Origin of the sequence: Mucilaginibacter rigui (genome assembly GCF_014773275.1) — a bacterium.
Classification (GTDB): domain Bacteria; phylum Bacteroidota; class Bacteroidia; order Sphingobacteriales; family Sphingobacteriaceae; genus Mucilaginibacter; species Mucilaginibacter rigui_A.
Genome location: NZ_JACWMW010000002.1, coordinates 1187337 through 1213540, shown reverse-complemented (window position 1 = coordinate 1213540; position 26204 = coordinate 1187337). Strand labels below are relative to the sequence as shown.

Genomic DNA, 26204 nt, shown 5'->3' with positions numbered 1-26204 from the left:
GGTGGTTTTTCTTGATTCTTGACTCTTACATCTTGATTCTATTTTTTGTGTTTTTTAAGTTCCTGCTCAACCTTTTGGATCACGTCCTTCATTTTGGCAGTTATGTTGTCTTTATGTTTATCGGCAAGCTGCAGGTAGGCGGTAGCTTTATCAAAGTTGCCATTGCGGATACTTATGTTGGCTACATGTACCAATGCCGCTACGTGGTCGTTAGCGGTACGCAGCGGGTATAAAGCCGCTAATTCGTAATGCTGTTCGGCTTCGGCATAGTCTCGCTTTTGCAGGCATACACCACCATATATAAACTCGTAAAACCCACGGCGTTTTTTACTTAGCCATTGGGGGTTTGGCACCTGTTTTAAAAGGCTTTCGGCTTTTTCATAATCTTTTACGTGAAACGCCTTAGCTGCCAAAACAATGGTATTTTGCTTAAAATACCCCCATATAAGCAGGGCAATAAACATTACGGCCAAACCTGCCAGCTCATACACCTTCATTTGAAGGCTAACGGCCAGCATTATTACAAAAAGCCCGGCTACTAATATTCGTGCCCTGTTTGTAAACATGTATTAGTGCTGGTTGTCGGTAAATTTATAGCCTACGCCGCGGATAGAGTGAAAATAAACCGGGTTTTTGGGATCAGGTTCAAAATACTTACGGAAGGTTAATATAAAGTTATCGATAGTACGGGTTGATGGGTACACATCGTAGTTCCAAACAGTTTCCAATATCTGCTCGCGCGATACGGCCTCGTTACGGCGCTCTATCAGCAATTTCAGCAACATGGTCTCTTTCTTGGTAAGCGGAGTAATGCTTTCATCGCCGTTCACTAACTCAAACGAGTTAAAGTGAATGGTTTTATCACCAATTTTATAGCTGTTAAACTCTTTAAGGTCTTCGCCTTTAAGGCTGCGTTTTACCAGGTTGTTAACACGCAGTATCAGCTCTTCCAGGTTAAATGGTTTGGTCAGGTAATCATCAGCACCTTTTTTAAGGCCCGATATTTTATCTTCATTCGTGTTTTTAGCGGTCAGGAACATAATAGGCACCTCAGAGTTTTCAAGCCTAATGGTTTCTGCCACCACAAAGCCGTCAATCTCGGGCATCATTACATCTAATATCACCAGGTTAAAACGCTCTTCTTTAAATATCTGAAGGGCTTTTTTACCATTGTTTGCAGTTGATACCTTGTAGCCTTCCAGCTCCAGGTTTAACTTAATGGCCTCTAACAAATGGTCTTCGTCTTCGGCTAATAAAATTCTTTTTTTGTTGAGCATGATCTCTATTTGTTTAGGTTAATGCAAATACTACTTCAAATATGCTACCGGCAGGGCGGTTATCTTTAACTTTTATGCTGGCCTGGTGTTTATCTAATACTTCTTTTACAATGTACAAGCCTAAGCCGGTCCCTTTTGTATTACGTGTATCTTCACTGCCTACACGGTAAAATTTATCAAAAATGCGGGGCTTCTCACTATCTGCAATACCTATGCCATGGTCTGCCACCTGAAAGTAAATTTTCCCGTCCTTCTCAAACAGTTTCACGTTAACCGTTTCGCATGGGCTTGAATATTTCACAGCGTTCTCCACCAAATTGGTTACTACCGATGTTAAAGCGAACTTATCGCCCGTTATTTCAATTTTAGGTTCAATCTCGGCGTTAATGATCTGCTGGTTGCAATCGCACTTGCTTATTTGCAGGCGGTTTACAATGCTATCAACCAGTACCGACATATTAAATTTAGCTTTAGGGAAGGTGTATGAGCGGTTATCAATTTTTGATGCCAGTAACATATTCTCAACCATATCGTCCAAACGCTCTACATCCAGCAGAGATTTATCAATAAAGTTGAGGATCTGGGCTTTGGTAAGATCTCGTTTCTGAATGGTTTGAAGCAATATCTTAATAGATGCCAGTGGCGATTTCAGTTCGTGCGTTACCGAAAGCAGGAAGTTTTTCTTCTGTTCCTGCAGTTTGGCCTCTTTGTTCAGTGATTGGTGCAGAAAATATGCGCCTATCAAAAATACCATCACAAACATCATCCCCTCTCCCATGATCATCCCTTTACGGCTTGGGTTAAGATGCACCAGCATATAGCCCCACCATACCAATTCTGCAACCGCATAAATGATTATGGCATAGAATATTACGAGTGTTTTTCTCATTCCTTATAGTATTTTATTGCCTGCAAACTGCATGCCTTGTGCTGCAAACTTATTTCCCAAATACAATATCCAGACTCTCAAATATAGCTGTTTTTGTTATTTCTAAGTCAGCTGTTGTATGAGCAGCCGATATAAAGCCTACTTCATAGCCAGATGGGCCTAAATAAATCCCCCTGTTGATCAGCTCGCGGTGCATTTCCTTAAATTTTAACATGCTTGCCGGGTCAATCTGCTCGGCTGTGGTGATGCTTTCCTGGTCGGTAAAGGCAAACCAAAAAATAGAGCCAATAGTAAATATTTTTAACTGGTAGCCATGCTCCGTAACAAAGTCCTGTATATCTTTCACAAAGCCCGCCGTTTTGGCATGTAATTCGTCATAAAAGCCGGGTTTTAATAATTCGCTTAACTGCGCGATACCAGCTGCCATAGCTACCGGATTGCCCGATAATGTACCCGCCTGGTAAACCGAACCAACCGGCGAGATATGATCCATCACCGCTGCCGATGCACCATAAGCACCAACCGGCAAACCACCACCTATAATTTTACCATAAGTAATAATATCCGGCCGGATGCCGTAATATGCGGCAGCCCCCTCAAAGCCTACACGGAAGCCCGAGATCACTTCATCAAAGATCAGCATGGTGCCGTTATCGGTACAGATCTGGCGCAGGTAATTCAAATAATCCTGTGTTTGCAAAAGCAACCCGTTGTTAGCCGGAACGGGTTCAATGATAACTGCGGCTATTTGCCCCTTAAACTCTTCAAAGGCCTCTTGCAGGGCTTTTTTATCATTTAACGATACAACTATGGTTTCATCAGCAAAAGCCTTTGGTACGCCCGCTGATGAGGTTTCGCCAAAAGTAACAAGGCCCGAGCCCGCCTTTACCAATAAGCTATCTGAATGGCCATGATAACAACCTTCAAACTTTAATATTTTATCGCGTTTGGTGTAACCCCTCGCCAGCCTGATGGCCGACATTACCGCTTCGGTGCCCGAGCTTACAAAACGTATTTTTTCGATGAATTTATTATTGCCCAGGATAAGCTCTGCCAGTTCATTCTCCAACGCTGTGGGCGCGCCGAACGACATTCCCTTCTGCATCACTTCGGTTACTTTATTACGCACCGATGCATGGTTATGCCCCAGGATGAGCGGTCCCCATGAACAGCAAAAATCTATAAACTCGTTCCCGTCGGCATCCCATATATGGCTGCCATTGCCTTTTTCAATAAAAAGCGGTGTGCCGTAAACAGATTTAAACGCCCTTACCGGTGAGTTTACCCCACCCGGGAAATAGGTTTTCGCTTTCTCGTACAGTTCTGCAGATTTTGCTCTGCTTATATCTTTTATTTGCATTTTTATTATTGCTAAAAGCTTCCTAAAGCCACTTATTCAACAACACTTCCTTAGCGTGGTAAGTTAATATCGCGGTAGCACCGGCACGGCGAATGCTGGTAAGCACTTCGGTAGTGGCGCGCTGCTCATTTAACCAGCCTTTTTGTACGGCGGCTTTTATCATCGCGTACTCGCCGCTTACGTTGTAGGCTGCAACCGGCAGTTCAGTATCATCTTTTATCAGTTTAATAACGTCCAGGTATGATAACGCCGGTTTCACCATCAGGAAATCGGCACCCTCAGCTTCATCCAGGCGGGCTTCTATTAAAGCTTCGCGCTGGTTGGCAGGGTTCATCTGGTAAGTTTTTTTGTCGCCAAATTTTGGTGCGGAGTTTAATGCATCCCTAAACGGACCATAAAACGCACTGGCATATTTTGCCGAATACGACATGATGGAAACGCCCGTAAAGCCGTTATCATCCAACACTTCGCGGATGTAACCCACACGCCCATCCATCATATCTGACGGGGCAATGATATCGGCACCGCTACGGGCGTGGGCTAAGGCCATTTTGCCCAATACCTCTAAAGTTTCGTCGTTCAGAATCTGTCCATTCTCTACAATACCATCATGCCCATCGCTGCTGTAAGGATCCATCGCTACATCGGTTATCACGCAAGCTTCCGGAAACTCTTTTTTTACGGCACGGATGGCACGCAGGTAAAGGCTCTCATCGCGGTGACTTTCGGTAGCGAATTTATCTTTTAATGCTTCGTCGATATTAGGGAACAGATCGAACGAGTTTAAGCCCAGTTTCATGCAGCTTTCTACCTCGCGCAGCAGGTTATCTATCGAATACCTGAAAATACCGGGCATTGATGCCACTTCGGTTTTCTGGTTCTCGCCATCCACAATAAACAGCGGGAATATCAGGTTAGCCGCGCTAACATGTGTTTCCTGCACCATCTGGCGGATAACTTCACTCTTACGATTTCTTCTTGGTCGTTGTAACATTTTATAGTCATTGGGTCATTGAGTCATTGCGTCATTGGCCTCAATTATAATGACCTAATGACCCAATGACTCAATGACTAATTATATCCCAAACACGGCCTCTGCCAGCCCAACTTCGTCGGGAGAGAAAGGCAGGGTGTATTTTACACCCATTTCATCAAACTTTTTACCGGTTGATTTACCTATGGCTATTACCTTTTGTCCGGGTTCAAGCAGGTTATCGGCAAAGTAAGCTTCCACATTGCTTGGGCTGGTAAATACTACCACATCGGCACCTGTTGGCTCTACTTCTTCTTCCAGCACGGTTTCGTAAACGGGCAGGTCAATTATTTTTGTTTCGGCAGATAAGCCTTGTTGTATGCTCCTCATTGGGTTATCGGCACCCGGAAATAATATTGCACTGCCGTTTGCCAGTGCGGCAAAATCGGCAGCTACATCGGCCGTATCATTGCTCTCGCCAACAAAATCGGCAAAGTGACCGTTGCGGCGTAGCATATCCTCGCTGCCTGCGCCCATTACCCCAAATTTTACTTTTTTAGGGAACTGGGGCAATAATTTAAAAAAATACTCTACAGCATTCTTGCTGGTGAAGAATATCCAATCAATATTCCTTAAAATGTAAGAATCGAACTTGGTAATAACCGGCACCGTGCGGATAAGCGAACGGGCCTCTATCTCTATTTTATGTTTCTCTAATGCTTTGCGGAAATAGCTGGTCTCCGAAATATCGCGGGAGATAAACACCTTGTTTGGGAACTTCCTGTCTTTTGCAAAACGGGCCACTATTTTATCGGCAACACCATCAAGGGTATCACTTTCAATAAAATACCTGTCCGGGAAACCTTCGCCATCTTCGGCCTTTGAGGTAAACACCTGGAATTTACCATCATCCCTGCGGCAATAAACACCAAGGGGCAGGTGGCAGCCACCGCCAAACATTTTTAGCACACCGCGCTCTAACGAAAGCTCTTCGGCTACATCAGGGTGGTGCAAAGCCTGTAATATCTCAAATAACTCGGTATTGCTCTCGCGGATCTGGATAGCCAGTGCGCCTTGGGCCGGAGCAGGAATAAATTCGGTAGCGGTTAGTTCCTCTACATGAAATTCGCTCAGGTCTATTCCCAAACGGGTAACACCGGCTTTTGCCAGCATAATGGCATCATACTTTTCGTCGCGCAGTTTGCCTATGCGGGTTGGTACGTTGCCGCGCAGTTCATCTATTTCCAGATCGGGGCGCACGGCAAGCAATTGCGCCTTGCGCCTGTTTGATGATGTGCCCACCATACCGCCATATTTTACAGATAGCTTTTGGCGTACATCAACACAGTCTTTCAAGATCAGCAACAGTTCAGCCGGATCTTCCCGTTCTGAAACTGCTGCGATGATGAGTCCCGGAGGGTTTTCTGTTGGCAGGTCCTTGTGCGAATGCACAGCCAGATCTATAGTACCTGCCAATAATTCTTCTTCCAATTCTTTGGTAAAAAAGCCTTTACCTTCCAGTTTATCAAAACTGAGGTTCAGGATACGGTCGCCCTGTGTTTTTATAATTTTAAGTTCGGCGGTAATGTTAATTGCGGCAAGGCTATCCTTTACAAAGTTTGCCTGCCATAAAGCTAATTCGCTGCCACGCGTTCCTATTATTACTGTTCTGTCCAAGGGGATAAATTTTTACAGCACAAATTTAAATTTTTATGCACAGTAATATAGCATTAATTAAGGATATGAAAGTAGGCTGACTAAGTGAGTGTTTAGTAAGCTGAAAGCTTACCTTGTGCTGTGTCACAAGTTAAGCTGCACCAAACTCGCGACAATGATAGAAAGAAGCCTAATTATTGATCAATATATCTTTCGCCATGATCATGGGAACGCTGATATATTTTTTTTCCATGTAGTTGATCACCTTCTCCAGTATCTCGCGCGATTCTTTATCAAGGCTTTGCACCTCGTCGGCAAAAACGGTATTTACCGCGTTATTGCGGATCTCTTTGATCTTTTCAGGCACCTGTCGCATAGCCAATTCAATTTTGCGTTGCTTCAGCATCACTAAAAACTCGGCAATATTTTGCTCTATAATGGCTTCGGCGTGTACAAGCTCCTGGTAGCGTTCCTGCAAATTCTTTTTTGCGATCTCGTTAAGGCTGTGTACCTCAATAAAATTAACATCAAACTGCTCAAGAACTTCAGGCGCGGTATCGTTGGGGATAGCAAGGTCAACAATTGTTTTCTTGCCGGTATCGCCATTTAATAACGAGCTATAAATTTCAGTAGTAAGGATAGGTTCAACTGCCGATGTACAGGTGATAATGGCGTCAAAACCGCCTTTAAAGTTCTTTAGTTCATGCAGCTCAAAAGCTTCGCCGCCCAAATCATCGGCCAACTGTTGTGCTTTTGAAAGCGTACGGTTAAATACCGAGAAATTTGAGAATTTATGCTTTTGCAGGTATTTTGAAATGTTGCGGTTAGTTTCGCCGGCGCCAATAATAAGCACACGTGCGTTTGAGCAAAGTTTCAGGTCCTTTAATTTGCGGTATGCCAATGACACCACCGAAATTGGATTTTTTGAAATATTGGTATGGGTGTAAACTTCTTTGGCACCTTTTACAACACACTCCATAACCAGGCGCAATTTATCGGCGGTAAGGCCCGCCTCGCGGCAATCATCATAAGCTTTACGCAGTTGAGCTAAAATTTCTTTTTCGCCAACTATCAGGCTCTCTAATGAGCATGATGTACGCAGTAAATGATTAAGTGCTTCCTGCCCTTCATAAATAGAAGCTGCATCCAAAAAAGTTTGGGTAGAGTGGGTACAAAGGCCCATTTGCATCTCTGTTAAAAAAGCCTCTGCAAATTCCCTGTCAACCTTATGCTGGGTAGACAGTACAAATTCAACCCGATTACAGGTTGACAAATAAAAAATTTCGTCAATACCGAAATGCCCTTTAGCTGCATGAAGTTTTTCGGTAATGTTTTCCTGGCATAATACCAGTTTACCCAATTCCTTCAGCTCGATCTGTTTATGTGTAAAAGCAATAACTTTTAAATACTTCAAAGCAATTTCTATTTTGACCCAACAAAAGTAACATACCAATAAGGATGCAATGTCAAGGATATGTCAAACAGACGGATTTAGAATGATTATAAATAATGTGTTTTCTTCAATAAAAAGCCATATTTTTACAATATTCTTTATTAATCAATCGATTAAACAATCAAAAATGCGAATTTTAAAAAATGTCAGCCTTGGTATTTTGGTGATTGGATACCTCGCTGCCGGGACCAATCATTTTATCCATCCACAAGGCTATTATCGCATTATCCCTTCCTATTTGCCTTACCCGGTTTTACTAAATATACTGGCCGGTTTCTTCGAGATCTTGTTCGCGTTATTGTTGATACGGCCAAAAACGCGCAAGGTTGCTTCATACGGCATTATATTAATGCTTATCGCCTTTTTACCTGTGCATATCACCATGCTTACGGATGCACCCTTAAAGGTTGGAGATTTATGGGTTACACCAACTATTGCATGGATAAGGTTATTGTTGCAACCGGTATTGATACTTTGGGCGTGGTGGCATTCTAAGTCGAGAGTATTTAGTAATAAGTATTAAGTATGGGCACTTATATAAAATCCGATTTTGGACTAAAGACTTCAGGCTGCAAACAAACATTCTTGCCCTAACAGGGTTACAGAAAAATGGATCTGCAAAGTATCGAACTACGTACCCTGGAAGTACAGGATTACCAGGAACTAAAAAAATCAATGAAATCGGCTTACCTGGATATGGATGACGACCATTGGGACGCCGCATCTATCAGGAAGCTCATTAAACTTTTCCCCGATGGGCAGGTTTGTGTTACCGTGAATGGCGAAGTTGTTGGCTGCGCACTATCCATTATTGTTGATTACAGCAAGTTTGGCGATAACCATACCTACAAACAAATTACCGGCGACGGCAGTTTCAAAACACATACCGATAAAGGTGATGTTTTATACGGCATTGAGGTATTTATACATCCAAAGTATAGGGGCTTACGTCTTGCACGCCGTTTATACGATGCCCGTAAAGCGCTTTGCGAAAAACTGAACCTGAAGAGCATAATAGCCGGTGGGCGCATCCCTAACTATCAAAAATATCAAAACGACCTTACTCCCCGCCAGTATATTGATAAAGTAAAATATAAAGAGATCTTCGACCCTACGCTTTCGTTCCAATTGTCAAATGATTTCCACGTACGTAAAATACTACGCAATTACCTGCCCGAAGATGCCCGTTCAAAAGGTTTTGCCACGCTGATAGAATGGAATAACGTTTATTACGAAGAAATAAGCACGGTAATTAACCAAAAAACTGTGGTACGGATCGGGTTGGTGCAATGGCAAATGCGGCCATACAACAACATTAGCGAGTTAATGAAGCATGCCGAATACTTTGTGGATGCCGTAAGCGATTACCAGTCGGATTTTATATTGTTTCCCGAACTGTTCAACACCCCGCTGATGGCCGAGTATAACCACATGGATGCGGCCAAGGCCATGCGTGAGCTGGCCAAATTTACCGAACCCATCACCGAAGCGTTTACCAAGCTGGCCGTATCATACAATGTAAATATTATATCGGGCAGTATGCCTGTTATAAAGGATGATTCACTTTACAATGTATCCTACCTGTTCAGGCGTAACGGCAGCATGGAAGAAAGCGTAAAGCTGCACCCCACCCCATCCGAGATCAACTCATGGGGGATGCGCGGCGGCAACGACCTGAAGGTTTTTGAAACCGATGCAGGCCGCATAGGCATCCTGATATGTTATGATGTGGAGTTTCCGGAACTGGGTCGTATACTGGCCGGCCAGGATATGCAGATCTTGTTTGTGCCTTTCCTTACCGATACGCAGAATGGCTACAACCGGGTTAAGTTTTGCGCCCAGGCCCGCGCGGTTGAAAACGAGTGTTACGTAGCTATTGCCGGTTGCGTAGGTAACCTGCCAAACGTAAACAATATGGATATTTCCTATGCGCAATCGGCGGTGTTTACTCCGTCTGATTTTGGGTTCCCTACAAACGGCATACAATCTGAAGCGACCCCGAACAGTGAGATGATCGTAATTGCAGATGTTGACCTATCTACCCTAGGCGAGTTGCATGAATACGGCAGCGTGCAAAATTTAAAGGACAGACGTACTGACCTGTATGGGATTACTTTTAATGGCAAGAAAATTTAACCTGTAGTGACAATAAAACACATAGACACATTTCTATATATCAATAATAACTTTTACCTTTGTATCGTTGGTTGATCAGACACTAAAATTGATCGGCCCTAAATAATGGACAACAAAAAAATAGAGAAAATATCCCGTGCACTGAGCGATACCAGCCGGATAGCTATTTTACAGGAGTTTAAAAAAAAGAAGGACTGCCTTTACTGCGCCGAGGTTAACGATCTGCTTGATCTTACCCAGCCTTCAGTTTCGCATCACCTAAAACAACTGGTTGATGCTGAACTGTTGTTGCCCAAAAAAGAAGGCCGCAACCTTAAATACGTGCTGAACCAGCAAGTACTTAACGACTACATAGACTGTTTGAACGATCTGAAAGATTAGGATCGCTTTATTAAAATCACATAAATCTACACCTAAATATATCGAAATATTTAAATATTTGAATATTAAAACTACATGAAAAGATCAATTTACATACTTGCCCTCGGCGCTTTCGGCATCATTACTACCGAGTTTGGGGTTATTGGAATTTTACCCACCATTAGCCGCGAATTCCGGGTATCTATTGATACGGCGGGTTGGCTGTTAAGCGCTTTTGCACTCACCGTTGCTATATCGTCGCCATTTATAACTGCACTTACCACAAAATTGAACCGCAAGTTTTTGCTGTGCCTGGTACTGGGGGTGTTTATACTATCAAACCTGCTATCGGCTTTTTCGCCAAACTTTACAGTGCTGATGATAGCCAGGATATTACCGGCATTTTTCCACCCTTTATTTTGGAATATCTCTTTGGCAGTAGCATTTAAACAGGGTGGCGCCAAAGCCGTTTCTGTGGTAATGACGGGGCTTAGCATCGCCACGGTATTGGGTGTACCGCTAACCACCTACGCAGCCGATTTTTTCCACAACTGGCAGGCATCCTTTTTCCTTACCAGCCTAATAAGCTCGGTTGCCTTTTTGGGTTTACTACTTTTCGTGCCATCTATGCCGGGTAATAAAGAGAAAACTGCAGAAAGCCAGTTACATGTTTTAAGAGAACCGAAACTATGGCTTAACCTTGTTTCAACAGTTCTTACACTCGCCGCTATGTTTTCAAGCTATAGCTATCTGGCTGCTTACCTCGAAAAAATATCGCATATGGACGGTGCTCAGATCAGTATTATGCTGCTTTTGTTTGGCGGTATGGGTATAGCCGGTAATTGGCTAATGGGTATTGCCCTGGGTAAAAATGTAATGCTGGCCAGCCGCGCATTTTTTATGCTCCTGATCGGAGTTCAAGTATTAGCGTATTATTTTGGAGGCATTTTTATACCCATGATCATCATTGTTTCTTTTTGGGGGATGATACACACCGGCGGGTTTTTAGTACCTAACATACGCACCACCCAAAGTGTACCACATAATGCCTTAGAATTTGTAAATAGCCTGCTCACGTCATGTTACAATATCGGCATCTCACTGGGGGCCTTCCTGGGTGGCTTTGTTATAGCAAAATATGGCGTTCATGAAATAATCTGGATGTCTGTACCCTTATTGTTACTAGCATACGGACTAAGCTTTATAGTTACCAAAACACAAAAGGCCGGCAAGAAAGCAACCGAAGAAATAATTGAACAAGAACCTGTACCGGCGGTTGTTTGCGAGTAATCGCTAACTTACCTATTCGCCATCCTACTCACCCGGTCTTTGCTTCGCCCGACCACCCTCTCTTCGCTGCGCGGAAAGAGGGTTTTTGCTTTTCTCCTCACCCTCTTTGTGAAGCAGAGAGGGTCGACAAGCGAAGCTCAGTCGGGGTGAGTAAAATTCGCTAACCTACCTATTCAACATTCCACTCACCCGGTCTTTGCTTAGCCCGACCACCCCCTCTTCGCTGCGCGGAAAGAGGTTTTTTGCTTTTCTTCTCACCCTCTTTGCGAAGCAGAGGGGGTCGACAAGCGAAGCTCAGTCGGGGTGAGTAAAATTCGCTAACCTACCTATTCAACATTCCACTCACCCGGTCTTTGCTTAGCCCGACCACCCTCTCTTCGCTGCGCGGAAAGAGGTTTTTTGCTTTTCTTCTCACCCTCTTTGCGAAGCAGAGGGGGTCGACAAGCGAAGCTCAGTCGGGGTGAGTAAAATTCGCTAACCTACCTATTCAACATTCCACTCACCCGGTCTTTGCTTAGCCCGACCACCCTCTCTTCGCTGCGCGGAAAGAGGGTTTTTGCTTTTCTCCTCACCCTCTTTGCGAAGCAGAGAGGGTCGACAAGCGAAGCTCAGTCGGGGTGAGTAAAAATATAAAGCGGCATTACTATTTAGGCTTGCTGCTTTTTGCATCAAAAGCCGTAATTTTCGGGCTATGATCGTCAAGCAAAATTACACCATCCCCGGGGCAAAAGGCCGCGGGATGACAGCCGATATTACGTACGATACCCTGCTCCCTTACGCGCCGCTGGTAATTTTCGCCCATGGCATCAGGGGGTTCAAAGATTGGGGCGCACATAACCTAGTTGCCAGATATTTTGCAGAGAATGGCTTCCGCTTTTTGAAATTCAACTTTTCGCATAACGGTACTACGGCAGATAACCCTACAGAATTTGCCGACCTGATAGCATTTAGCGATAACACTTTCACCATCGAACTTGAAGACCTTAAATCGGTAATTGATTTTGCCTGCGGCGGGTCGGCCATCCCCCGGGTAAATAGCGTTTATCTTATCGGCCATAGTATGGGCGGTGGCATAGGCATCATCAAAACAGCCGAAGATAAGCGCATTACCAAACTGGTTACTATGGCGGCCTTATCGAGTTTTCATAACCTTTGGCCAAAACAGGCCGAGCAGCAATGGCGCTTACAAGGGGTAATGTACATGAAAAACTCGAGTACAGGCCAAAATATGCCTTATAAATCGTCGTTGTTAAAAGATCTGGACGATAATGTTGCCCGTTTACACATCCCGCTTAAAGCGGCTGCAATAAAACAACCGTGGCTAATTATTCATGGCGATGCTGATACCAGCGTACCATTAAGCCATGCCGAACAGTTACATGCCGCGCAACCGGCTGCTGCGTTTCTGGTTATCCCGGGTGCCGACCATACTTTTAACGCGAGCCAGCCTTATGAATTACCGGATTTGCCTGTGCAACTTTTGGCTTTCTGCGACGCCGCTATCAGTTTCTTTAAGAACTAAAGCTTGTTTGATCATCTTTAAGCAAGGTTTTACCGTTATTATAACATATTTAAATACAAAGTTTTATAATTGTTCATGAGTTTAGCCGGAGCACAAAAAAAAGGACGCAAATTTTTAAACCCTATACCTACTGAAGATGCCGGTTTTGGCAAAATGATCCCTATCCTGAGGGAATACATGAATAACAAGGCCGAAAACGTTCCAAAGATCGCCTTAGGGCCGTTCAAAACAGATACTTCCATTTACAAAACGCCACCGGCAAGCGGTTTACGCATTACCTGGGTTGGCCATAGCAGCCTGCTGATAGAGATTGATGGTATCCGTATTTTAACAGATCCGGTTTGGAGCCAGCGGGTTTCATTTTCGCAGGCGTTTGGCCCTAAAAGGTTTTTCCAGCCCCCTATAGCGCTGGAAGACCTACCCCAACTGGATGCGGTTATCGTATCGCATGATCATTACGACCATATGGATAAGGCCACAATTAAGTTTTTTGCGGGTAAGCACATCCCCTTTATCACCCCTATGGGTGCTTGCAAATACCTGGAGGATTGGGGCATACTAAAAAACTATACCCATGAGGTTGACTGGGGTGATAGTGTAATGATAGGCAATTGCAATATCACTGCTACACCTTCCAGGCATTTCTCGGGTAGGGGTATTATAAACCGCAACGAAACCCTATGGGCGTCTTTTGTCATAAAAGGCCCGCAGCATAACATCTTTTTTGGTGCCGATTCGGGTTGGTTTCCGGGTTTTGCAGAGATAGGTGAAGCCTTCGGCCCTTTCGACCTGACTATGCTGGAGATTGGCGCTTATGGCAAATACTGGCCGGATATACACATGGGCCCTGATCATGCCACAAACGCGCACCTGGCACTTAAAGGAGATGTGATGATGCCGATCCATTGGGCCACTTTTAGCCTTGCCCCGCACGCCTGGTATGAGCCCGGTGAAAGGCTGGTGAACTTCGCAAAAGAAAAAGACATCAAACTATTTATGCCCGAGCCGGGTAAACCTACTGAAGTGAGCGGTCCTTATAATTCGGAATGGTGGAAACGTTTTATGAGTAAATAAATGTAAATTTACTTGTATGAAGAAAACGGTATCGCCCTGCAAAATTCTATTTATGCTGATGCTGTGCAGCTTTGCAACGCAGGCCCAAACGGTTATACCACTATGGGCAAAAGGCGCACCCGGTTTTGAGGACCGCCGTAACGAGCCGGAACAGGCCAAAGATTACTGGGTAAAAAATATCCATAACCCATCTTTAACGGTTTACATGCCCCCCGCCGATAAGGCCAATGGCGCGGCTGTGATAATTTGCCCCGGTGGTGGGCACCGTTTACTGGTTTATAATGCCGAAGGTGTGGCACCTGCTAAATTTTATAATAATTTAGGCGTAACCGTTTTTATACTAAAATACCGGTTAGGCAGGGATACGTTGTCACCATATAAGGTTGATGTACATCCCAAACAGGATGCTTACCGCGCCATGCGTTTGGTGCGCAGCAGGGCGGCCGAGTTTAATATCGATACCAACCGTATTGGTATGATGGGGTTTTCGGCCGGCGGCGAGGTAGTGGATATGGTTGCTTTTAGTGGCTGGAAAGGCGACCCAAAGGCCACCGACCCGGTAGACCGCGCCAGCGCCAAACCCAACTTTATTGTACAGGTATATCCCGGCCCGGGCTTTGTGCCCGAAACCATCCCGGCAGATGCGCCACCTGCTTTTTTAGTAGCCGCTAATGATGATGCCTGCTGCTCGTTGCCTATCATCCAGCTTTTACAGCGCTACCGCGAAGCTAAAGTACCGGTAGAGATGCATATGTACGCCAAAGGAGATCATGCCTTTAACATGGGTACCAACCGTAAGCTGGTATCCATTAATAACTGGCCGCAGCGTTTGGCCGACTGGCTGCAGGATAGCCACATTTTGCAACCCGAGCGGAAGAAGATATTGCATTAAGGTTTGTTTGAGGTAAAGACGCTAAAGGGTAGCTCCCGCGGAGCAAATAATCTTCTATCTTCTTCTACAAAGCGGTAACCCGATGGGGCATGCTGTAAGGACGGGATAACAAATTGCCTTATCCGGCTTTAGCTTAATACGGAATGTGGCTAAAGCCCATATCATTTTGTGCTATATTCCGTTGACTAAAGTCAACGGCAATGATAATAGATATTTAAAGATGTCCCGTAGGAACTACCGCTTTGTAGCAATAACCAAATGAATATGTGCCATAGATACGTAACCATAAATTGCATACAAATGATCAATCTGTAAAAACGTATTCTCACATTTATAGTTATTATTAAAAGGAGATAAACCAATGGCAAACTTCCAGGAGATTATAGCATCAGACAAACCCGTGTTAGTTGATTTTTCGGCAGAGTGGTGCGGGCCGTGTAAAATGATGCCCCCTATTTTAAAACAGGTTAAAGATGCACTTGGTGATAAGGTTACCATCATCAAAATAGATATAGACAAAAACCCTGCGGCTGCCAGTGCTTACCGTGTACAAAGCGTGCCCACGCTAATGGTTTTCCAAAACGGGCAAAGCAAATGGCGAAAAAGCGGTGTAATGCAGGCTAACCAGTTACAGCAGGTTATTCAGCAGTACATTAAAGCTTAATGGTTACAAATAGCTAAGCCACCATTGTTTATGGGTTTTCTTATAATTAGAGAACCACTTACATGGGTAATAAAGTGACAGGATGATAGCCAGCCATATTAAGTAAACTATGCCTATGTTAAACCCAAACCCCGGGGGCGCAAACAAAAAAGGGCTGTTTGGCGTAATGATCTGCGAGGGCTTAAATGCCTGCAAAAAGAAAACAATAACGGTTAAGGTGCGGATCAAATAAAAATGGCACACGTAATAAAAGAAAGGCACGCTGCCATATACCTTGAAAAACCCCGCCAGTTTCCCGGCCGAGTTTTCTGTTAATGCCAATACTAATAAAGCCGCTGATAAAGTAAGGCATGTATACATCAGCGAAGGCGGGTACTTGCTTACATTTAAAAACGACATAAAAGTAAACAGCCCGTTTTTTTGTACCGACCATGGCGCAGGATCGCCATAAGCGTTAACCAGGCGCAAGGCCATAAATACCAGGAATAGCAACAGCGATGCATATATCAATAGTACCTTTCTGTTAACAGGCCTGTATTTAGCCTGATATAAACCACCAAAAGCATAACCCAGTAACATTACACCCGTCCATGGTATAACCGCGTAAAGGGCAAACACCGCGTGAGTTTTGTCTAAAAAGAAAACGGTACCACGGGCGGTAAAAAACAGTTTCATTAACACATCTTCGGTGCCGTTTGGCGGTAGCTTTATGTTATTAAGCAGATCATGGCCCACAATTATTAATATTCCTATTAGTCCAATTACTCGAGCCGGTAACCGCACCAGTAAGCCCAGCAATATCATACTTACACCTATAGCCCATATTACCTGCAAAGCTATGGCGTTATAAAGCGGATTAAGGGATAAGGCTAATGTAATAAGGGCAACCTCTACAAACACCAGCCATACCCCTCGTTTTATCAAAAACCCGCTTAACCCGCCTTTTGTTCGGCGCGTGCCGGCCAGGTATGCCGAGAGGCCGCTTAAAAAAACAAATGCAGGCGCGCAAAAGTGGGTTATCCAACGGGTAAAGAACAGCAGCGGTGTAGTTGTAGCAAGATTTGTTGGGTCGCTTGTAACGGCACCTATATGGAAATACTCGCGCGTATGGTCTATCGCCATTATCAGCATAATTACGCCGCGTAATATATCAATAGATTGCACCCGCTGTTTGCTGGATAGGCTTGTGGTCATGACTTTAACGTTCAGGGTTTTATGATTTGAAATTACAGAAAATTATCAGTCAATAAAAATTTCGGCTTTTGGCTAAAGCCCAAGCTCCCTTTATTAATCCGTTGGCTAAAGCCAACGGTAATGAATTTCCTTTTCTTTCATTACCGTCCCATTTATGGGGCGGATAACAACATGATCAAAATGGCTTTAGCCAAAATAGAGGAAGATATTTATTCCGTTTCGGCCACCGGGGCTTCTTCTTTACCAGCACGCTTACGAAGGTATAACCATGATAACAGGTAAAGCGAAAGCAACCCTAATAAAAAGCCCCCCAGCACATCGGTAAACCAATGCGCCCCCAGGTATATGCGGGAGAATGGTATGGTGAAAATAAATAAGAGACTGATTACGATAACGATATATTTAAAAGCTTTAGAGATATGCTCTAACTGAACCATCAGCAGTATTAAAAAACCAAAAAACACTACATAAAACATTACATGCCCGCTGGGGAAGCTTTGCTGCGTAGTTTCAAAAACAATGCGTACCAGATCTTTTGATGGCCTTGGCCGGTTAACCAAAGCTTTTACTATGGTACTTACCAACCCCGAAAGGCTGGTAAGCAATACAAAAACTGCGGCTTTTTTATATTTAAACATGAAAAACAGCAGGCTGCTTACCGTTACCAATATCACCGACTCGGGCATGTAACCCGGCGTACTTACCAGGTACATTACCATATCAATAAATTTGTTCTGATGCTCCTGTATCTCTTCAGAAAATTTAAGGTCGATAGCCAGTGTTGGGTATATAGCCACGATGATGGAAAGTACTATAAAACCCAGTGTAATTACAGACAGTACCAACAGCAAAATATGCCGCCTGTGTATATTCATATATTATATCAGGTCTTTTAAATGTTTATAGTTGGCTTTTATAGTATCTACAACCTCGTCCATACGCCCGTTAAGCATAAGTTTGGTCATGGATAAAGCCATTCCCTTCATCTGCCCCAATTCAATTTTTGGTGGCATGGCTAAAGCGTTAGGGTCTGTAAATATATTTATTAATGCCGGGCCTTTGTATATCAATCCTTCAATTAATCCTTGTTTTGCTTCATCCGGGTCTTTTATGGTGATGCCTTTTATACCCATTGCTTTGGCAACCATAGCAAAGTCGGGGTTATGCATATCAGTTTGCCAGTCGGGCAGGCCGGCAACTTCCATTTCCAGCTTCACCATCCCTAACGATCGATTGTTGAATACGATGATCTTGATGGGGAGGTTATATTGTGTAATAGTAGCCAGATCGCCCAATAGCATCGACAGGCCGCCATCGCCACATAAAGCCACCACCTGCCTGCCGGGGCAGGCCAAAGCAGCGCCAATAGCCTGCGGCATAGCATTAGCCATTGACCCGTGGTTAAAAGAGCCTATCATTTTACGCTTACCTGTAGCATTAATATAGCGCGAACCCCAAACGCACGACATCCCCGTATCTACCGTGAAAATAGCATCATCCGTAGCCAGTTCATCAATCAGGCTGGCAATATACTCGGGGTGGATGTTCTCTTTTTTACCGGCATCTTTTACATACGTCTTCATGTTATCCTTAACATGGGCATAAAATTTCAGCTGTGCCTGCAAAAAGCTGTCGTCGTCGTGCTGCTCAATCTGTGGTAATAATTCAGTAAGGGTATCTTTTACAGATCCGCTTAAACCCACATCCACTTTAGCGCGGCGGCCAATGCGTTCGGGCTTAATATCTATCTGTACAATTTTACAATCGGTAGGCATAAAAGGCGTATACGGAAAATCCGTTCCCAGTAAAACCAGCAGGTCGCTCTCATGCATACAATGGTAGGCCGATGGCAGGCCTAACAAACCCGTCATGCCAACTTCATTGGGGTTGCCGTACTGTATATCCATTTTAGAGCGGAACGAGTAAGCCACCGGCGCATTAAGTTTTTGCGATAACGCAACCACTTCATCATGCGCATCAGCGGCACCTATCCCACAAAACAGCGTTATCTTTTTATGCTGGTTAAGCAAGGCTGCCAGTTTAACAAGGTCATCGTTTGATGGCCTTATTACAGCAACCGGATCAAAGTTTTGGGTAGATGTAGTAATATCCTCCGCATCCATGCTGGTGAGGTCGCCGGGCACACCTATTACTGATACCCCCTTACGATGCAACGCAGCCTGTATGCCTGCCTGCAGCATCCTCGGGAATTGTTTAGGTGTTGTAGCCACCTGGTTGTAATAACTGCAATCATCAAATAATTTAATGGTGTTGGTTTCCTGGAAGTATTCGGTGCCATACTCAAAACTGGCAATGGTTGATGCTATGGCAATAACAGGTGCGCCAGATCGGTGAGCATCATATAAGCCATTTATCAGGTGCACGTGGCCCGGGCCGCTGCTGCCCGCACAACAGGCAAGGTTACCGGTTATCTGGGCCTCTGCACCTGCTGCATAGGCACCGGCTTCTTCATGCCGTACGTGTATCCATTGTATGCTGCCTTCGCGTCGTACAGCATCATTTACCTCGTTTAAGCTGTCGCCTGTTACGGCGTATATCCTTTTGATGCCCGCGTTCACCAACATCTTTACCATTTGGTCTGCTACGTTTGCCATTTTATGTTTAAATAGTATATTATCTAAACCCAATAAGTAGGCGGGGGTTTTAAAATTCGGCAAACATTACAAACCTGGTTAAACAAAAAAAGCCCTGGTTAAATAACCAGGGCTTTAGTATGCTTAAGGGAGGAATTAATTACTCACCTTTTTCAGCGTTTTCTTCCTTATCATCAGCTGCAGGAGCTTCAGTTGCAGGAGTTTCTTCTACAGCAGGTGCCGCTTCAGCAACCGGAGCCTCAGCTACAGTTTCTTCGGCTACAACAGGCGCTGCAGTTTCTTTTGCTACAGGTGCAGCAGTTTCAGCTTTTGCTTTTGAAGCACCACCACGGCGACGTGTTGATTTTTTCTCAGCTTTAGCAGCAACATCTTTACCGTAAACAGTGTTGTAATCAACTAACTCGATGATAGCCATTTCAGCGTTATCGCCTAAACGGTTCTCTAACTTAACGATACGAGTGTAACCACCCGGGCGGTTAGCAATTTTCTCAGCAACTTCACGGAACAGGATGTTCACCGTGTCTTTGTCTTGTAAATAGCTAAATACGGTACGGCGTGAGTGCGTGGTATCGTTTTTTGATTTAGTTAAAAGTGGCTCAACATAACCGCGTAAAGCTTTTGCTTTTGCTAATGTTGTTGTAATACGCTTGTGTTGGATAAGCGAAGAAGCCATGTTAGCCAACATCGCTTTGCGGTGGCTGTCTGTACGACCTAAGTGGTTAACTTTTTTTCCGTGTCTCATTTGTTTTTGTGTTGTGGCACGTGCATACCGTTGGGCGACTTATAAATCAAGCCCGCGGAATTACGCGATATTTAGTGACTTGTTAATTAGCAGTCAAAGATTCGTCACCGTATCATCTTCAACCAAAGTTCTATTTAAATAAAAAGAGGTTAGTGATGCGGAACATCGCTAACCTCTAATCATAAAATTATTCTTCGTCTAACTTAAATTTAGACAGGTTCATACCAAAAGATAAACCTTTTGATTTAACCAGGTCCTGAATTTCAGTTAATGATTTTTTACCAAAGTTCCTGAATTTTAACATGTCAGCAACGTCGTAAGAAACCAAGTCTGCAAGGCTGCGGATATCGGCAGCTTTTAAGCAGTTAAGTGCACGCACTGACAGGTCAAGATCAACCAATTCAGTTTTAAGGATCTTACGCATGTGTAAGATTTCCTCATCAACTTCTTTAGTTTCTTCTTTAGCCTGTGCTTCAAGCATCATGTTCTCGTCAGAGAACAGCATGAAGTGCTGGATAAGAATTTTCGCAGCTTGTTTCAAAGCATCCTCCGGATGAATTGAACCATCTGTAGAAATATCAAGGATCAGTTTTTCGTAATCTGTTTTTTGCTCAACACGATAGTTCTCTAAAGTGTATTTTACATTTTTGATAGGCGTAAAGATAGAATCGATAGCTATCACACCTACGTTAGCATCAGGATTTTTGTTTTCCTCGTTGCTGATGTAACCACGGCCTTTAGCAACAGTAAGCTCAACTTCAAGCGTTACTGATGAATCCATGTTACAGATAACCAGCTCAGGGTTTAATACTTCAAAGTTGTTTGAAAACTTGGTAATATCGCCTGCTTTAAAAGCATCCTGGCCGTTAATGATCACAAATATTTTCTCATTATCGCCCGATTCACCTATCTTTTTAAAACGAACTTGTTTTAAGTTAAGGATGATCTCGGTTACATCTTCAACCACACCTTTGATAGTTGAAAACTCATGCGTTACACCCGAAAAACGAACAGATGTAATAGCAAAACCTTCTAATGAAGAAAGTAAGATACGACGCAGAGCATTACCAATGGTTACACCGAAGCCTGGTTCTAACGGACGAAACTCAAACGTGCCATCAAAATCATTTGATTTCTGCATGATAACCTTGTCTGGTTTTTGAAATGCTAAAATTGCCATTTATATCTTTTATTTATTGTTAACTAATTTGAATAGATTTTAACCACGAAAATGATTGACATAGTATGCCAACCATCCCGCGGATAATTATCGTTATTATTTTGAGTATAACTCGACGATTAGGTTCTCTTTGATATTCTCAGGGATCTCGTCGCGGTTTGGATAGTTTAAGAACTTACCTGATAATTCATCAGCGTTCCATTCTAACCAGCTATATTTATTTACTTTACGGCCAGCTACTGATGTAGTGATGCTTTCAAGTGATTTTGATTTTTCGCGTACTGCAATAACGTCACCAGCTTTAAGTTGGTATGAAGCGATGTTTACAACGCTACCGTTAACAGTAATGTGCTTGTGGCCTACTAACTGGCGTGCACCAGAACGTGTAGGAGCAATACCTAAACGGTAAACTGCATTATCTAAACGTGCTTCTAAGAATTTTAACAAATTCTCACCGGTGATACCTTCTTTAGCAGAAGCAGTATGGAATAAGTTTTCGAACTGACGCTCTAACACACCGTAAGTGTATTTAACTTTTTGTTTTTCCATTAACTGTACTGCGTACTCAGATTGCTTTCCTCTTCTTTTAGAAGCACCATGCATACCTGGTCCGTAGTTTTTTCTCTCTAACGCTTTATCCGGACCGAAGATCGGCTCGCGGAACCTACGCGCAATTTTTGATTTGGGGCCTGTATATCTTGCCATTGTTTGTGTGTTTTAAAGTATCAAACAGCCCGCAGCTGCCGAATCTTAGCTTTAAAATTTGATTAATTAAACTCTTCTACGTTTTGATGGACGGCAACCGTTGTGCGGAAGCGGGGTGATGTCCTTTATGGTTGTTACCTCGATACCTGTTGTTTGCAGGGTACGGATAGCAGACTCGCGGCCAGAACCCGGGCCTTTAACAAACACCTCTACCTTACGTAAGCCAAGGTCATAAGCAACTTTACCGCAATCGGCAGCAGCCTGACCGGCAGCATAAGGGGTGTTCTTTTTAGAACCTTTAAAACCCATTTTACCCGCAGAAGACCATGATATAGCCTGTCCGTTTTTGTTGGTAAGGGTGATAATGATGTTGTTAAAAGTTGCGTTGATGTGTGCTTCGCCAACTGACTCAACTACTACAATACGCTTTTTGGTAACTTTTTTAGATTTAGCCATTTTCTTAATTATTGATTTAATGAATTACTGAGTTAGTGATTTAACTCGGACCCACTAATCGTTTTTATAATTTTATGTATTCCTGGCAAAGGCATGTATCACTACTCACCACTCACCAATCACTATTTACTATTTAGTAGCTTTCTTTTTGTTAGCAACTGTTTTACGTTTTCCTTTACGGGTACGTGAGTTGTTTTTGGTCCGCTGGCCACGTAGAGGTAAACCTTTACGATGACGGGTACCACGGTAGCAACCTATATCCATTAAACGTTTGATGTTAAGCTGAACTTCTGAACGCAGTGCACCTTCAACTTTAATTTGATCGTTGATAATGGTACGAATAGCAGTTAACTGATCATCTGACCAATCCTGAACTTTAGTGTTAAAGTCGATACCTGCTTCAGTTAAAATGTTTTGAGCGGTTGTACGGCCTATACCGTAAATGTAGGTTAAGCCTATCTCGCCTCTTTTATTTTTTGGTAAATCAATACCGGAAATCCTTGCCATATTTGTTTTTTGTTTTACGTAATACCGAACGGCGGGCCACCGTTGTACGGGTTATTACAAATTCTTTAATTATCCCTGACGTTGTTTAAACTTCGGGTTCTTTTTGTTTATAACGTAAAGTTTCCCGTTGCGGCGAATGATCTTGCAATCAACACTGCGTTTTTTAATGGATGCTCTAACTTTCATCTCGTTTATTATTTATATCTGTAGGTTATTCTTCCTTTTGTTAAATCGTATGGGCTCATTTCCAGTTTCACTCTGTCGCCAGGTAAAATTTTAATATAGTGCATACGCATTTTGCCGGATATGTGTGCAATAATCTCGTGGCCGTTTTCAAGTTCAACTCTAAACATAGCATTTGATAATGCTTCGCGAATTGTACCGTCTTGCTCAATCGAGGATTGTTTTGCCATATTTTACTGATTATTACTTAATTATCCGCCCTGAAAGCGGGATGCAAAATTAATAAAAATTATTTAATTATTATTCTTTTCTTCTAAAACTTTATCAATGTATTCAAACGTCGATAAAATGTCTGGTTTTCCCTTACCAACAGCTACTGTATGCTCATAATGTGCCGATGGTTTTTTATCAACCGTTGATACGGTCCATCCATCATCCCAAAACTTAACACCAGCACGGCCTGCATTTATCATCGGCTCAATGGCAATTACCATCCCTTCCTCTAATTTAATGCCCGATCCACGTTTACCGTAGTTTGGTACTTCTGGTTTCTCGTGTAAGCGAATACCCACACCGTGGCCAACCAATTCCTTAACAACACCAAAGCCATGCTTCTCGGCATGTTCCTGAACTGCGTAGCCGATATCGCCAATGCGCATACCTACTACTGCTTTCGCAACACCAAGGTCTAAACATTCCCTGGTAACGCGCATTAGGGTTTTGGTAGTTTCATCTACCTCGCCAATAGCATAAGTGAATGCCGAGTCGCCAAAGTATTTGTTAAGGATCACACCGCAATCAACCGATACCAGGTCGCCTTCAACTAAAACATGTTTGCCTGGGAAACCGTGTACCACCTGGTCATTAAGCGATATGCACAATGAATAAGGGAAGCCGTTGTAGTTTAAAAATGCCGGAACCCCTCCGTTGTCACGGATAAAGGTTTCGGCAAGTTTATTCAATTCCATTGTAGTAACACCCGGGGCAATAATTTTTGCTACTTCCGCGTGTGTTTTAGAAACAAGTAAAGAACTTTCTCTTATGAGTTCTATCTCCTCGACAGACTTATAATTGATCTTTGACATGTATTAATTAGATAACTGGCGGGGTAGCACCCGATGCTGTAGGGATACTTGCACGGCCTTTTATCCTGCCTGTTTTCATCAACCCGTCGTAATGGCGCATTAACAAATGGCTCTCTATCTGCTGTAAAGTATCTAAAACTACCCCCACAAGGATGATCAATGATGTTCCACCAAAAAATCTTGCAAACAAGCTGCTTACACCTACCAAACTGGCCAGGGCCGGGATAATAGCAACAATAGCTAAGAAAATAGAACCCGGTAAAGTTATTTTTGAGATTACCCCGTCAATAAAATCAGCCGTGCTTTTACCTGGTTTAATACCCGGTATAAAGCCACCGTTCTTTTTCATATCGTCAGCCATCTGGTTAGGATTAACTGTAATAGCTGTATAAAAGTAAGTGAATAGTATAATTAATATACCAAACGTTAAGTTATGTTGCCAGGAGTTAGGGTTTGATAATGCTATTAACACACCGTTTGAGGTTGCATTAGGGAAAAACTGCGAAACTGTTGCCGGTATAAACATTAATGCCTGCGCAAATATAATTGGCATTACACCCGCAGCATTTACCTTTAAAGGTATATACTGGCGCACACCACCATATTGTTTGTTACCCACAATACGTTTTGCATATTGCACAGCAATTTTACGAGTTCCCTGCACTATCAATATGGTAAACATTACCACACCAAGCAGTGCAACAATCTCAACAATGAAGGTAATTAAACCACCTGCACCACCTGTACGAGACTGGAACTCTACAATAAACGCCTGTGGCAATTGAGCAATGATACCCACCATGATGATCAATGAGATACCGTTACCGATACCTTTATCAGTGATCTTCTCGCCAAGCCACATTACAAATAAAGTGCCCGCGGTTAATACGCAAACATTTAGTATTGTAAAGTATGGGTTGGGGATAAGCATAGCATCAGCCGTAACCTGCGATTTTAAATAGCCAATAGCCTGTAGCGCTGTGATACCTATAGTTAGGTAACGTGTCCACTGGTTTATTTTGTTACGGCCGCTTTCGCCCTCTTTTTGCAGTTTAATGAAGTAAGGTACCGCAATACCCAACAGCTGCACCACAATTGAAGCAGAAATGTAAGGCATAACACCTAATGCCAAAATAGACGAACGTGAGAACGAACCTCCGGCAAACATGTTTAACAGCCCTACAAGGCCTTCTTTGTTTTGGGTACTATTAAGTGATGCCGCGTTTACACCCGGCAAAACAATAAACGAACCAACACGATATATCAAAAGAAATAAGAGTGTGTTTGTAATACGCACTCTTAGATCTTCAATTTTCCAGATATTGGATAATGTGGTGAAAAATTTCTTCATCGAAATTATAACTTTACAATAGTTCCGCCAGCTGCTTCAATAGCTTTTTGTGCAGTAGCAGTAAATGCGTGTGCTTTAACCTCTAATTTAGCTTTTAATTCGCCACGACCAAGGATTTTTACCAAATCGTTACGAGAAGCTAAACCGTGCTCTTTCAAGATATCGAAATCAACTGTTGCCAGTGAATATTTCTCAACCAGTTGTTGCAACACATCAAGGTTTACACCTGTATATTCAACACGGTTAGGGTTTTTAAAACCAACCTTAGGCACACGGCGTTGCAATGGCATCTGGCCACCTTCAAAACCTACCTTGGTAGATGTACCTGAACGTGAACCGGCACCTTTATGGCCACGGGTTGATGTACCGCCACGGCCAGAACCTGTACCACGGCCAATTCTTTTTCTATTTTTAGTAGAACCTTCTGCAGGTTTAAGATTACTTAAATTCATGATATTAAATATTTTCTACTGCTACCAGGTGGTTAACTTTTCTAACCATACCTATAATAGCCGCAGTGGCTTCAACTTCCACGCTGTGGTTAATTTTCTTAAGGCCTAAGGCCTCAACGGTTTTCTTTTGGCGCTCGCTTCTGTCGATAACGCTTTTGATCTGTGTTATTTTAATTTTCGACATGACT

The 26204-nt window shown here is 43.3% G+C and carries 29 protein-coding genes; 8 read left to right on the top strand and 21 right to left on the bottom strand.

The window, feature by feature from the left end:
* Positions 1–38: 38 nt before the first annotated feature.
* The 7 genes from IDJ75_RS12480 to hemA form a co-directional block, all read right to left on the bottom strand.
* On the bottom strand, positions 39–566 hold the full coding sequence (locus tag IDJ75_RS12480; RefSeq protein ID WP_191175931.1) for a tetratricopeptide repeat protein: 528 nt from the start codon (positions 564–566) through the stop codon (positions 39–41).
* 3 nt (positions 567–569) lie between these two features.
* On the bottom strand, positions 570–1277 hold the full coding sequence (locus IDJ75_RS12475) for a response regulator transcription factor (protein WP_191175930.1): 708 nt from the start codon (positions 1275–1277) through the stop codon (positions 570–572).
* Between the two features lie 13 nt (positions 1278–1290).
* Positions 1291–2166: a sensor histidine kinase gene (locus tag IDJ75_RS12470; RefSeq protein WP_191175929.1), complete on the bottom strand. Its 876-nt coding sequence runs from the start codon at positions 2164–2166 to the stop codon at positions 1291–1293.
* Positions 2167–2215: 49 nt separating this feature from the next.
* Positions 2216–3526, bottom strand: a complete 1311-nt coding sequence (gene hemL, locus IDJ75_RS12465; protein WP_191175928.1) for a glutamate-1-semialdehyde 2,1-aminomutase — start codon at positions 3524–3526, stop codon at positions 2216–2218.
* 22 nt (positions 3527–3548) lie between these two features.
* On the bottom strand, positions 3549–4520 hold the full coding sequence (gene hemB / locus IDJ75_RS12460) for a porphobilinogen synthase (protein WP_191175927.1): 972 nt from the start codon (positions 4518–4520) through the stop codon (positions 3549–3551).
* Positions 4521–4601: 81 nt separating this feature from the next.
* Positions 4602–6176 (bottom strand): hydroxymethylbilane synthase, encoded by a 1575-nt coding sequence (gene hemC, locus IDJ75_RS12455; protein ID WP_191175926.1) that lies wholly within the window; start codon positions 6174–6176, stop codon positions 4602–4604.
* A gap of 169 nt (positions 6177–6345) precedes the next feature.
* Positions 6346–7569: a glutamyl-tRNA reductase gene (gene hemA, locus IDJ75_RS12450; RefSeq protein WP_191175925.1), complete on the bottom strand. Its 1224-nt coding sequence runs from the start codon at positions 7567–7569 to the stop codon at positions 6346–6348.
* A 166-nt stretch (positions 7570–7735) separates the two neighbouring features.
* On the opposite strand from hemA, the gene IDJ75_RS12445 reads away from it, so the two are divergent.
* The 8 genes from IDJ75_RS12445 (at position 7736) to trxA (ending at position 15546) form a co-directional block, all read left to right on the top strand.
* Complete coding sequence (locus IDJ75_RS12445) at positions 7736–8131, top strand: DoxX family protein (protein WP_191175924.1); 396 nt, start codon at positions 7736–7738, stop codon at positions 8129–8131.
* Positions 8132–8217: 86 nt separating this feature from the next.
* Positions 8218–9744 (top strand): carbon-nitrogen hydrolase family protein, encoded by a 1527-nt coding sequence (locus IDJ75_RS12440; RefSeq protein WP_191175923.1) that lies wholly within the window; start codon positions 8218–8220, stop codon positions 9742–9744.
* A 105-nt stretch (positions 9745–9849) separates the two neighbouring features.
* Positions 9850–10125: an ArsR/SmtB family transcription factor gene (locus IDJ75_RS12435; protein WP_191175922.1), complete on the top strand. Its 276-nt coding sequence runs from the start codon at positions 9850–9852 to the stop codon at positions 10123–10125.
* 75 nt (positions 10126–10200) lie between these two features.
* Positions 10201–11394, top strand: a complete 1194-nt coding sequence (locus tag IDJ75_RS12430; RefSeq protein WP_191175921.1) for an MFS transporter — start codon at positions 10201–10203, stop codon at positions 11392–11394.
* Positions 11395–12085: 691 nt separating this feature from the next.
* A complete protein-coding gene (locus IDJ75_RS12425) occupies positions 12086–12916 on the top strand; it encodes an alpha/beta hydrolase (protein ID WP_191175920.1) in 831 nt (276 codons plus the stop codon).
* 75 nt (positions 12917–12991) lie between these two features.
* Complete coding sequence (locus tag IDJ75_RS12420) at positions 12992–13990, top strand: MBL fold metallo-hydrolase (protein ID WP_191175919.1); 999 nt, start codon at positions 12992–12994, stop codon at positions 13988–13990.
* Between the two features lie 16 nt (positions 13991–14006).
* The gene (locus IDJ75_RS12415; protein ID WP_191175918.1) at positions 14007–14882 is read left to right on the top strand and encodes an alpha/beta hydrolase; all 876 of its coding nucleotides are present in this window, start codon (positions 14007–14009) and stop codon (positions 14880–14882) included.
* A 361-nt stretch (positions 14883–15243) separates the two neighbouring features.
* The gene (gene trxA / locus IDJ75_RS12410) at positions 15244–15546 is read left to right on the top strand and encodes a thioredoxin (RefSeq protein WP_191175917.1); all 303 of its coding nucleotides are present in this window, start codon (positions 15244–15246) and stop codon (positions 15544–15546) included.
* Between the two features lie 3 nt (positions 15547–15549).
* Here the strand turns inward: trxA and IDJ75_RS12405 are convergent, their stop codons facing one another.
* The 14 genes from IDJ75_RS12405 to rpmD form a co-directional block, all read right to left on the bottom strand.
* On the bottom strand, positions 15550–16740 hold the full coding sequence (locus tag IDJ75_RS12405) for a DUF1624 domain-containing protein (RefSeq protein WP_191175916.1): 1191 nt from the start codon (positions 16738–16740) through the stop codon (positions 15550–15552).
* A 209-nt stretch (positions 16741–16949) separates the two neighbouring features.
* Positions 16950–17615: a phosphatase PAP2 family protein gene (locus IDJ75_RS12400; RefSeq protein ID WP_191175915.1), complete on the bottom strand. Its 666-nt coding sequence runs from the start codon at positions 17613–17615 to the stop codon at positions 16950–16952.
* Positions 17616–17618: 3 nt separating this feature from the next.
* A complete protein-coding gene (locus IDJ75_RS12395; protein ID WP_191175914.1) occupies positions 17619–19355 on the bottom strand; it encodes a thiamine pyrophosphate-dependent enzyme in 1737 nt (578 codons plus the stop codon).
* A gap of 139 nt (positions 19356–19494) precedes the next feature.
* Entirely contained in the window at positions 19495–20097 is a 603-nt protein-coding gene (gene rplQ, locus IDJ75_RS12390; protein ID WP_191175913.1) for a 50S ribosomal protein L17, read from the bottom strand.
* 187 nt (positions 20098–20284) lie between these two features.
* Positions 20285–21277: a DNA-directed RNA polymerase subunit alpha gene (locus tag IDJ75_RS12385; protein WP_191175912.1), complete on the bottom strand. Its 993-nt coding sequence runs from the start codon at positions 21275–21277 to the stop codon at positions 20285–20287.
* 96 nt (positions 21278–21373) lie between these two features.
* On the bottom strand, positions 21374–21982 hold the full coding sequence (gene rpsD, locus IDJ75_RS12380; protein ID WP_121245928.1) for a 30S ribosomal protein S4: 609 nt from the start codon (positions 21980–21982) through the stop codon (positions 21374–21376).
* A gap of 66 nt (positions 21983–22048) precedes the next feature.
* Positions 22049–22438: a 30S ribosomal protein S11 gene (rpsK, locus tag IDJ75_RS12375; protein ID WP_191175911.1), complete on the bottom strand. Its 390-nt coding sequence runs from the start codon at positions 22436–22438 to the stop codon at positions 22049–22051.
* A gap of 129 nt (positions 22439–22567) precedes the next feature.
* Positions 22568–22945, bottom strand: coding sequence for a 30S ribosomal protein S13 (gene rpsM, locus IDJ75_RS12370; RefSeq protein ID WP_121245926.1), 378 nt, complete (start codon positions 22943–22945; stop codon positions 22568–22570).
* Between the two features lie 69 nt (positions 22946–23014).
* Positions 23015–23131, bottom strand: coding sequence for a 50S ribosomal protein L36 (gene rpmJ / locus IDJ75_RS12365; RefSeq protein ID WP_082855993.1), 117 nt, complete (start codon positions 23129–23131; stop codon positions 23015–23017).
* A gap of 8 nt (positions 23132–23139) precedes the next feature.
* Entirely contained in the window at positions 23140–23358 is a 219-nt protein-coding gene (gene infA / locus IDJ75_RS12360) for a translation initiation factor IF-1 (protein WP_022833270.1), read from the bottom strand.
* A 63-nt stretch (positions 23359–23421) separates the two neighbouring features.
* Positions 23422–24213, bottom strand: coding sequence for a type I methionyl aminopeptidase (gene map / locus IDJ75_RS12355; RefSeq protein ID WP_191175910.1), 792 nt, complete (start codon positions 24211–24213; stop codon positions 23422–23424).
* A gap of 7 nt (positions 24214–24220) precedes the next feature.
* The gene (gene secY / locus IDJ75_RS12350) at positions 24221–25564 is read right to left on the bottom strand and encodes a preprotein translocase subunit SecY (RefSeq protein WP_191175909.1); all 1344 of its coding nucleotides are present in this window, start codon (positions 25562–25564) and stop codon (positions 24221–24223) included.
* Between the two features lie 5 nt (positions 25565–25569).
* Entirely contained in the window at positions 25570–26016 is a 447-nt protein-coding gene (rplO, locus tag IDJ75_RS12345; RefSeq protein ID WP_067059735.1) for a 50S ribosomal protein L15, read from the bottom strand.
* A 4-nt stretch (positions 26017–26020) separates the two neighbouring features.
* Positions 26021–26200 (bottom strand): 50S ribosomal protein L30, encoded by a 180-nt coding sequence (gene rpmD, locus IDJ75_RS12340; protein ID WP_067059736.1) that lies wholly within the window; start codon positions 26198–26200, stop codon positions 26021–26023.
* Between the last annotated feature and the right edge of the window lie 4 nt (positions 26201–26204).

What these genes read in the sequence shown, in the direction of transcription:
- IDJ75_RS12420 (WP_191175919.1), top strand. Translation starts at nt 12,992, where the DNA reads ATGAGTTTAGCCGGAGCACAAAAAAAAGGACGCAAATTTTTAAACCCT.
- IDJ75_RS12480 (WP_191175931.1), bottom strand. Translation starts at nt 566, where the DNA reads ATGTTTACAAACAGGGCACGAATATTAGTAGCCGGGCTTTTTGTAATA.
- hemB (WP_191175927.1), bottom strand. Translation starts at nt 4,520, where the DNA reads ATGTTACAACGACCAAGAAGAAATCGTAAGAGTGAAGTTATCCGCCAG.
- IDJ75_RS12400 (WP_191175915.1), bottom strand. Translation starts at nt 17,615, where the DNA reads ATGAATATACACAGGCGGCATATTTTGCTGTTGGTACTGTCTGTAATT.
- rpmD (WP_067059736.1), bottom strand. Translation starts at nt 26,200, where the DNA reads ATGTCGAAAATTAAAATAACACAGATCAAAAGCGTTATCGACAGAAGC.
- IDJ75_RS12445 (WP_191175924.1), top strand. Translation starts at nt 7,736, where the DNA reads ATGCGAATTTTAAAAAATGTCAGCCTTGGTATTTTGGTGATTGGATAC.
- infA (WP_022833270.1), bottom strand. Translation starts at nt 23,358, where the DNA reads ATGGCAAAACAATCCTCGATTGAGCAAGACGGTACAATTCGCGAAGCA.
- IDJ75_RS12425 (WP_191175920.1), top strand. Translation starts at nt 12,086, where the DNA reads ATGATCGTCAAGCAAAATTACACCATCCCCGGGGCAAAAGGCCGCGGG.
- IDJ75_RS12440 (WP_191175923.1), top strand. Translation starts at nt 8,218, where the DNA reads ATGGATCTGCAAAGTATCGAACTACGTACCCTGGAAGTACAGGATTAC.
- rpsD (WP_121245928.1), bottom strand. Translation starts at nt 21,982, where the DNA reads ATGGCAAGATATACAGGCCCCAAATCAAAAATTGCGCGTAGGTTCCGC.
- secY (WP_191175909.1), bottom strand. Translation starts at nt 25,564, where the DNA reads ATGAAGAAATTTTTCACCACATTATCCAATATCTGGAAAATTGAAGAT.
- IDJ75_RS12470 (WP_191175929.1), bottom strand. Translation starts at nt 2,166, where the DNA reads ATGAGAAAAACACTCGTAATATTCTATGCCATAATCATTTATGCGGTT.
- IDJ75_RS12415 (WP_191175918.1), top strand. Translation starts at nt 14,007, where the DNA reads ATGAAGAAAACGGTATCGCCCTGCAAAATTCTATTTATGCTGATGCTG.
- rpsK (WP_191175911.1), bottom strand. Translation starts at nt 22,438, where the DNA reads ATGGCTAAATCTAAAAAAGTTACCAAAAAGCGTATTGTAGTAGTTGAG.
- rpmJ (WP_082855993.1), bottom strand. Translation starts at nt 23,131, where the DNA reads ATGAAAGTTAGAGCATCCATTAAAAAACGCAGTGTTGATTGCAAGATC.
- IDJ75_RS12395 (WP_191175914.1), bottom strand. Translation starts at nt 19,355, where the DNA reads ATGGCAAACGTAGCAGACCAAATGGTAAAGATGTTGGTGAACGCGGGC.
- IDJ75_RS12385 (WP_191175912.1), bottom strand. Translation starts at nt 21,277, where the DNA reads ATGGCAATTTTAGCATTTCAAAAACCAGACAAGGTTATCATGCAGAAA.
- hemL (WP_191175928.1), bottom strand. Translation starts at nt 3,526, where the DNA reads ATGCAAATAAAAGATATAAGCAGAGCAAAATCTGCAGAACTGTACGAG.
- map (WP_191175910.1), bottom strand. Translation starts at nt 24,213, where the DNA reads ATGTCAAAGATCAATTATAAGTCTGTCGAGGAGATAGAACTCATAAGA.
- IDJ75_RS12405 (WP_191175916.1), bottom strand. Translation starts at nt 16,740, where the DNA reads ATGACCACAAGCCTATCCAGCAAACAGCGGGTGCAATCTATTGATATA.
- rpsM (WP_121245926.1), bottom strand. Translation starts at nt 22,945, where the DNA reads ATGGCAAGGATTTCCGGTATTGATTTACCAAAAAATAAAAGAGGCGAG.
- rplO (WP_067059735.1), bottom strand. Translation starts at nt 26,016, where the DNA reads ATGAATTTAAGTAATCTTAAACCTGCAGAAGGTTCTACTAAAAATAGA.
- IDJ75_RS12475 (WP_191175930.1), bottom strand. Translation starts at nt 1,277, where the DNA reads ATGCTCAACAAAAAAAGAATTTTATTAGCCGAAGACGAAGACCATTTG.
- rplQ (WP_191175913.1), bottom strand. Translation starts at nt 20,097, where the DNA reads ATGAGACACGGAAAAAAAGTTAACCACTTAGGTCGTACAGACAGCCAC.
- IDJ75_RS12435 (WP_191175922.1), top strand. Translation starts at nt 9,850, where the DNA reads ATGGACAACAAAAAAATAGAGAAAATATCCCGTGCACTGAGCGATACC.
- trxA (WP_191175917.1), top strand. Translation starts at nt 15,244, where the DNA reads ATGGCAAACTTCCAGGAGATTATAGCATCAGACAAACCCGTGTTAGTT.
- IDJ75_RS12430 (WP_191175921.1), top strand. Translation starts at nt 10,201, where the DNA reads ATGAAAAGATCAATTTACATACTTGCCCTCGGCGCTTTCGGCATCATT.